Origin of the sequence: Methanosaeta sp. UBA458, assembly GCF_002496085.1 — an archaeon.
GTDB classification, from domain to species: Archaea; Halobacteriota; Methanosarcinia; order Methanotrichales; family Methanotrichaceae; genus Methanothrix; species Methanothrix soehngenii.
Window position 1 is genome coordinate 16,295 of sequence record NZ_DAIK01000050.1, and the last position, 7,893, is coordinate 24,187.

Annotated in this window: 7 protein-coding genes; 5 read left to right on the forward strand and 2 right to left on the reverse strand. The window is 54.7% G+C overall.

All coding sequences use genetic code 11. The features are described 5' to 3' along the window. The coding region (locus BP822_RS03410; RefSeq protein ID WP_286877745.1) for an HD domain-containing protein at positions 1-624 on the forward strand (624 nt) is incomplete at its 5' end. Between the two features lie 38 nt (positions 625-662). Here BP822_RS03410 and BP822_RS03415 read toward each other — a convergent pair. Then, positions 663-1,658, reverse strand: coding sequence for a radical SAM protein (locus BP822_RS03415; protein WP_013718376.1), 996 nt, complete (start codon positions 1,656-1,658; stop codon positions 663-665). Between the two features lie 8 nt (positions 1,659-1,666). Next, positions 1,667-5,335, reverse strand: a complete 3,669-nt coding sequence (locus BP822_RS03420; protein ID WP_286877746.1) for a S8 family serine peptidase — start codon at positions 5,333-5,335, stop codon at positions 1,667-1,669. A 143-nt stretch (positions 5,336-5,478) separates the two neighbouring features. Between BP822_RS03420 and artA the strand changes: the two genes are divergently transcribed. From artA to BP822_RS03440, 4 genes are read left to right on the forward strand one after another with little or no spacing between them, the layout of a single operon-like run. Continuing rightward, a complete protein-coding gene (gene artA / locus BP822_RS03425) occupies positions 5,479-6,258 on the forward strand; it encodes an archaeosortase A (RefSeq protein WP_232844317.1) in 780 nt (259 codons plus the stop codon). Continuing rightward, positions 6,255-6,920, forward strand: a complete 666-nt coding sequence (locus BP822_RS03430; protein ID WP_013718373.1) for a phosphatidylserine decarboxylase — start codon at positions 6,255-6,257, stop codon at positions 6,918-6,920. Before artA ends, BP822_RS03430 begins: the two co-directional genes overlap by 4 nt. Beyond that, positions 6,917-7,588 (forward strand): CDP-diacylglycerol--serine O-phosphatidyltransferase, encoded by a 672-nt coding sequence (pssA, locus tag BP822_RS03435; protein ID WP_013718372.1) that lies wholly within the window; start codon positions 6,917-6,919, stop codon positions 7,586-7,588. Before BP822_RS03430 ends, pssA begins: the two co-directional genes overlap by 4 nt. Positions 7,589-7,611: 23 nt before the next feature. Then, the gene (locus BP822_RS03440; RefSeq protein WP_269798859.1) at positions 7,612-7,893 is read left to right on the forward strand and encodes a dihydroneopterin aldolase family protein; all 282 of its coding nucleotides are present in this window, start codon (positions 7,612-7,614) and stop codon (positions 7,891-7,893) included.

The window sequence follows — 7,893 nt, forward strand, 5'->3', positions numbered from 1 at the left end:
GATGTCGAGAGGCTGTATAAGGATGCGGACCCTGCGCACGACTTTTCTCATATCTTAAGGGTTTATCATAATGCCAAAGTGATCGGCCTGGCCGAGGGGGCGGACATGCCTGTTCTTCTCCTGGCAGCTCTACTGCATGATGCTTTAGAGGGATCTAAGCATTCTCTTGGCTCATTAGATGCAAAGCAGGATCAAGATGTCAGGCGACGGGAGGCAGTGTGCCAGTTTCTGGAGAAAATCGATCTGCCTGAAGAGAAAAAAGCGAAGGTGTTCTATGCGATCGAGGTGCACCGCTTCTCCCAGGGAATCGAGCCTGAAACCCTGGAGGGAAAAATACTTCAGGATGCCGACCGGCTGGATGCCATGGGCGCTGTCGGCATAGCCCGAGCCTTTATGACCGGCGGGTCTATAAACCGGGCATTCTACAGCCCTCAGGATCCTTTCTGCAAGAGACGTGAGCCGGATGACGGCAAATGGAATCTGGATCATTTTTACAGAAAGCTCCTCAGGCTGGAATCCCGAATGCATACCAGGAGAGGAAAAGAGATGGCCAGCAGGAGAAATGAGGTGCTGAGAAGATATCTGAAAGATCTGGAGGAGGAGATCGAGGAGCATTCGCCTTAAAGCAATTTTGCGTGCAGCAAAGCTGATAATGCCCATCTTCAAGCTGGAACAGCCACATAGATATTGTGCTTATTGGATACTATCTTCACCCGCACGCTCCCCTCTTTTTTCGGGCAGTCCACCACCGATACCACCCGATTCTTTGCCACTCCAAGCTGCTCGCCCTCTACCCAGCCGGGAGCTCTTATCTCCACTTTTGTCTTCTCATTTCTCTTGAAGACCGTGGGGATCATGGGCCGCTTCTCAATTTCGAAATCCTGCGCCTTGAGCCTCAGGGGCAGAGAGAACTCCTTCTCCCACTGCGGCATGCTGCGGTTATAAAAGTGCCACCAGTTCTCCGCACGAACGCCCCGCGGCGATCGGCCCAGCCGGTAGTGCTCGAACTTCTGAATCCCAAGGGGCGGCCACCTCTTTCCCGCTCCTGATCTAATGGCAAAATCGATCAATTTTGGAATCTCTTGGTCGTTTATTCCCGGAATGTACACCGGCGCGATCAATAGGTCGATTCTGCTTTTGGCAATATTTTCTGCTGTCTCTATAAGCCCCTGGACATCAAATCCCGGCCTTCCCGCCAGATACGCCGCCAGCTCCGGATCCAAAGCGTGCATGGAGAGGTTGATCCTGTCCAGCCCCGCCTCCTCTAAAGATCTGATCATCTCCTCATCCAGACGAGTGCCATTGCTCTGCATGGAGACGACACTGACCTCTCCTATCCCCTTCAGCCTCCCTACCAGCTCTACGATATCCGGATAGAGCATAGGCTCCCCAGGGGAGTCGATATGGCACTCCACCCCGGGTTCCTTGAAGGGAGCTATCTCCCGAACCGCCTCCATCAGATAGTCCAGGTCCACCTGATAGTCTGTCACCCTTGACCTCGAGCTGGGACCGGCATCAACCGAGCAGAAGGGGCAGCTTAAGTTGCAGCCGCAGCTCGGCCTTATCTGCAGGAGATTGCTCCCTCGATCCACCACTCCGAAGTACAGACATCCCACCAGCGGTATGTCCGACTCTCTTGTCACATGAAAAAGAGACATTTAAGGTATCAGGATATGACCACCGTACCATTTTCCCGTCTCAATACCGCTCCCTCTGCTGCCGGAAAGGGAAGATTAGAGTCAGAGCCTGCTGGGACCACCGACTCCTGAGATGCCATGGCCTCCCCAGACCCAGGCACCGCTCTAAATGCTAGGGGGTCCATCTCCTCTGAGGTCCAGGCCAGGTCTCTATTCTCCAGCTCCTCCCCGTCAGAGGTCAGAACCAGATCAACCAGCCGAACCCGGGAGACCTCCTCCAGGATAATAAAATCTGAGGGACTGAACTCGAGGCTGAGGGTGTGGTTGCCCGGATTAAGGCGTTCTTCAACCTTCTCGTATCCGATCTCCTTCCCGGAATCATCCAGGATGAACCCATCGATCCGATAGGTTCCCGGCTTTGTCACCGATAGGTTGACCCCAACGGCTATGACCTCCATAGTGGTCTGATTGACAAATCCGCTGATGTAGGCAGGAGGCGCCTGGAACTCTTTGGGATCACGATCTATGCGGATATCCTCTTCATAGCGATCAAGGTAGTTGCCAGTATTATCGTAGAGGACCAGGTTCTCGATTCTGATGGGGCCGCACTTGGCCGCTCTCCAGATATCGGTGCCGCTGACGTTGACATGAATATCTCCATCCTCATCCAGCCTCTGGCTCTGATCTATCACATCGATCCTATTCCCAAGGCAATCGTTCACCACCCCATTCAGCCTGAAATTTCCTGGAATGGTGACATTCACCCCGAATCCCAAAACCAGCTGGTCATGCTTGCCATCTTCATCCTCGTCCAGCACCTTTTCCGAGCTCAGGCCGACAAGCCCTGATCCGGCCAGCGAGATGCTCACCGGGATCTGGATGCTGCTATTGTTAGCCCAGATCTTTAAGTATCCCTGCAGCTGGTGTTGGGCAGGATTCTGGGGCAAGGCAAGGCTGGCCCTTAGGGTTTGGTTGCTGCCTGCCTCCAGCCGGTCAGGGCCGCTGATGCTGATCCAGCTCCAGGGCTCCTCTTTGTATTGTTTGACAGTGAGCCTGAAGGGCTGGCCGGTTTCGGGGACATTATACCCATAGACGTTGATCGCCCACCTGCCAGCTTGGGGATTGGAGACCTCCACCGGACCGAGATATCCCGACCCCAAATCCGCATGCTCCTCGCTTGCCATTCCATCGGGATCCTCAAAGACCAGGGCCACCTCGCTGTATCTGCTGCCCTCAATGGTGGCAAGCTCTGCAGAGAGCCTTATGGTCTCATCGGTTACATTCACCGTCTGGTTCCAGATCTGCTTCAATCCCACTCTGCCCTCATACTCCACCAGGCTTTCGTTCTCGATAACTGCCGCATAGCTCAGATTCTCCATCGCCAGACCTCTATTCTCCAGCAGGATTTCGATGCTGGCATTCGTTCCCGGATTGGCGGAGTCTATGTGCCACCGCTTGGGAGTGGGCTCTATCATCTCCTGCTCCACCTGGAGGGTATAGCTGGCATTAACGGATGCATTCTCGCTATACACGGCCACGAGCCACCTTCCCGAAGGCGGGCTCTCGATTGCTACCCTCTTGGAGCTGCCCTCCGGCCCTCCGGCATAGTACTCGCTGGTGGGGGATATTAGGAACAGGTCCAGGCTGGAGCCAAGGTCCGTGGAGCTGGCGTTGGTGGAGCTAAAAGCCGTTGAGTTGGAATCAGTTCGATCAGCATCAATGGAATCCGATTCGGAGTTCCAGTCCAGCCTGACCTCAATCCCCCTCGATCCCACCGGCAAATCCAGATAATAGTAATCCCACTGGTTCCCGGTCAGGCTTCCGGAATTCCCTCCTTTTCCCAGGGAGATGGATAGGGGCTCTGCCACCGTCAGGCTGACCGGTATCTCAAGGACCGTCTTATCGGAGTCAGTGATATCAAGCGATCCGGAATAATCTCCAGGATCCGTATCTTCCGGCACCTGGATGGATGCGGCAAAGACATGCTGACCGTTGGATGATATGTGCTCAGGAAGGGCCTGCAGGCTGACCCAATCTGCTATCTCCCCCTGAGCGGAGAGGGAAATCCCATCTCTCTCCCGGTTGCTGAAGAACACGAACCTGGTATTCCAGTCGCGGTCTCCAGGGGCAAGGGCATAGATCTTCTTCTGCGGCCGGTCTGCTCCTGTATCCAGGCCCACATAGACTCCTTCTCCTGAGGGCAGATATGCCCACCGACCCGGCTTCCACAGATCAGGCACAACGCCGCTCATCCCATCTCCCAGCTCCTCCAGGAGCTGATAGGAATGTAGAGCATCCAACAGGCCAGTTCCCTGATAGTATGCCTCGTAAGCCACCCCATGGGTGTTATTGAGCTTGGCCGCTCCCCTGGTCATCGCCCCCTTGATCCCTGCGGGAGTTAGGTTGCTCCTCTCCTGCAAGAGAAGGGCAGCGAGACCTGCGGCAATGGGCGTGGAGAGGCTTGTCCCCGATTCCCGGGCATAATAAGTATCAACATACTCCGGCCCCTCAAGGCCAGCGGGCACTGTGGAGATGATATCCATTCCCGGAGCGACGACATCCGGCTTGATCCTGTCGTCCCTGGTCGGTCCGGAGCCGGAGAAGCTGGCCATATGCCCCGCGGCATCGGTTGAACCCAGGGTGATGACATTCACCCCGTCGCCTGGCGAGTCTATCAGCCCCGGAGGCAGGGCGAAGACGATGGGCACAAACAGGAAATAGACGTCCTTGCCGCTGCTCTCTTCCGTCTGGGAGAGCTCGACAGGAGAGCCTCGAAGCTGGCTGGACGATGCTCCCGACAGCTGATTCTCGTTCTCAGTGCTGTTGCGGTTTCCCGCAGCCACACATACCACCACACCCTGATCCGCGGCATTATCTGCGGCCATGGTTATGGGGGGATTGGTCTCGCCCAGGTTTATCCCTCCCAGGCTGAGGCTCAGAACATCAGCGCCATTGTAGATGGCCCACTCAATGCCGGCGATGATATCCGATACCCTGCCATCGCCATTCTGGTCGATCACCTTGACATTGATCAGGCTCGCCCCGGGGGCAATTCCCACATATCTTCCGCCCGAGCTGGCACCTGAGCCGGCGATGATCCCGGCGATCATTGTGCCATGGCCCAAAAGATCGTCTGCTGTGATCTCATTGGCCAGGAAGTTCTTCTCAGCGATCACCTTGCCGATCAGATCGGGATGATTCTTGTCGATGCCTGAATCGATCACCGCAACGTTTATCCCCCTGCCATCGATCCCCATCTCCCAGAGCTTATCCGCTTTGATGATCCGGGCGGGAGAGATGTAACCATCTGATGGGCCATCAGAATCGTTATCCTGCCCATCGACGGAAGAGTTATCATAAACCAGAGCATTATCCGGTGCAGATGCGATATCCTCGACTGGTGCCGATATCTTCGCAGGATCATCGAAATAGATAGCGGATACTCTATCGCTCTCTGCCATCTCTCGGATGGTAGTGCTGCTTGCCTCTCCAGCCAGGCCGGGGATGAGCTGATAGCTGTACTTGACATCGAAGCCGTCAATATCCAGAGCCTCGGTGCCCTTCAGCATCACAATCACAGGTATCCTCTCCTCTCCCGCACCACCGAGCATCTCTGCCAGATCAGCATCTATCTTTCCGACGGCATCAGATGACCCTGCTTCGGCTATCTGCGCTCCGGCCACGGCCAGGAGAAGCACGCTCGCTGCAGAAAATAAAATAAAAGCATTTCGATCCATGATCAACCAAACCCATAAATGGTGTGAATCCAGCCCCCACCAAGTTCATATCATCGCGATGTAAGTAGATAATGCTAAATAAACCTGTGGTACTTCTTAGGTGAATGATGTTGGACTGGCTGGCTTCTTATCTGCTCTGGATCAGCTTGCTTCTGCTGCTTGTATCATCCCTGACCAAAAAGAGCCTCATCGCCCTGTCCGGATGGCTCCTATTTGGCGTATTCTGGCTGGCTCAGCCCGGGCACTATCTGGCCATCAATGACTACTTCAATGCCATCCTCTTCACTGCTGCCGGTCTCATGTGCTTTTATATGGCCTGGATAATGACTAGAAGGAGCGGCCCCTCCAAAGCCCAGCTCTGGGCAAGCTATGCCGCTGCAGTATGCGGAATGGTCTATTTTCCATTCGCCGAGATCGAGCCCCTGAGAGAGGCACTGATAGGGTTTACCACCCTCATGACTGTGCAAGCCCTTCAGGCTCTATCTGTTCCGGTGGTCATGCCCGGCTGGAATATCATGACTCTGAACGGTAGGTCGGTGGAGATCATCCTCGCCTGCACCGCCATTGAGAGCATCGCCCTCTTTTCAGGACTCATCATATCCGTCCGAGCACCAATCGGCCGGAGGGCGGCAGCTCTTGTGGTCTCTATCATCTCCATCTATATCCTGAACCTAGTGAGAAATGGATTCGTGATCATGGCCTACGGCTGGAGCTGGTTTGGAAGCGCAAGCTTTGAGGTTGCCCATAATCTGATCGCCAAGATAGGATCTGTTGCTGCTCTCTTGCTGATATCCTATATGATATTCCTGCTCCTCCCCGAACTCCTCTCGATCATAGATGAGCTGGCAGCGGACATAAGACACCCCAGAGGAGATGCCGCTTGAAGCTGGCAAAAGACTCCCGCGGATGGATATCGGTGCCCATTATCCTGACCGCTGCCCTGGCCGCTGCCGGGAACTGGTACATATCGGCTGCCGCTTTTATGGGTTTGCTGTTCATGATATTCTTTCACCGGGACCCAGACCGTCTGCCGCAAAGCGAGGGTATGCTCTCTCCAGCAGACGGAAGGATCATTCAGGCCACCCCTGAGAAGGTCACCGTATTCATGGGCTTCGGCGATGTGCACGTTAACCGGTCGCCTTTAGATGGGACGATAATCAGTGTGGAGCAAAGGAAAGGCACTCACCTCCCAGCCTTTCTAAACCGCTCGTGCCAAAACCAGCAAAACAGAATTAGAATCGATACCGAGGACGGAGAGATTCAGCTGTGCCAGATCACCGGGACCTTTGTAAGAGAGATCATCTGTTATGTCAAACCCGGAGATCACGTCCTACGGGGGGAGAGGATAGGCATGATCCGCTTTGGCTCGCGGGTGGAGACCACCATTCCCAGGGGATACAAGCTGCAAGTGGCCATTGGAGATAGCGTCCGGGCGGGGAAGACGGTTCTTGCCATCAAGTGCAACTCGGAGCTGCCAGGAGTTCCAGTGGCATCAGGTTCATCAGGAGTTCTAGTCTCTTCTGGGTCACCAGGAGTCACTTCATGAATATCCTGCGCGCACTCCGGCCGCCAGACCTGTTCACCATGTTGAACATCGCTCTGGGATTTGCTGCCATCCTCGTCATCTGCGAATCACAATCTTTGGATATCTTAAAGGTAGCAGTCGTTCTCATAATATTAGCAGCGATAGCAGATGGACTGGACGGATTTGTAGCCAGAAAGAGGGGATCCGGTCCCCTGGGAGCTAACCTGGACTCCCTGGCAGACCTGGTGTCCTTTGGTGTAGCGCCGGCCTTTCTTGTTGTTCAGGCATTCAGCCTCCCCTTCCTGATCTGGCCGGCAGCGATCTTCTTTGTCATCTGTGGAGCCCTCCGCCTGGCCAGGTTCAATATCTCAAACAAGAGCGATCAGCTCTTCGAGGGCCTGCCCATTCCTGCTGCAGGCATGGCTCTATCAGCCAGCGTCCTATTGGGGCGGCCTGGGCTTGCCGTTACACTCATGCTCATTTTGGCTTTGCTCATGATAAGCAGCATACCATATCCCAAGATAAGGGACAAGAGAGTCCTGTCTATATTGGGCTTCTTCACCATTGCTGCCGCCTGGGCGGTCTTTTTTCAGAGCAATACCATTTATACCGCGATCCTGTTGGGCGCTCTGATAATCATGTATTTGTTAAGTCCGGTGGTGATTTCACGCCTACAAAAAGGGAAATAGCAGCCTTTGAGGCAGGAATAAAGCTGGGAGCACTCTATCACCAGTTCGTGGGCTCGCCAGTGGGAATGAGGACAGCATCCAGCCTTGAGAAGGCCATCGAAGAGAGTATCTCCCTTCAGCCTTATGTGCGGAGGGTCGAGGTGAGGATAGACCGGGATATGCTCTCTGAAAATGTCTTCGGCTACGGCGAGCTGGAAGGGAGGATGATCTGGGCCCTGGTGGAGATAGAATATGAAGGGGAGGTGATCTCCGCCCGGCTGGAGTACGACCGGGAGAGGTGCTATCCCCTTATGAGCCTGAAATAG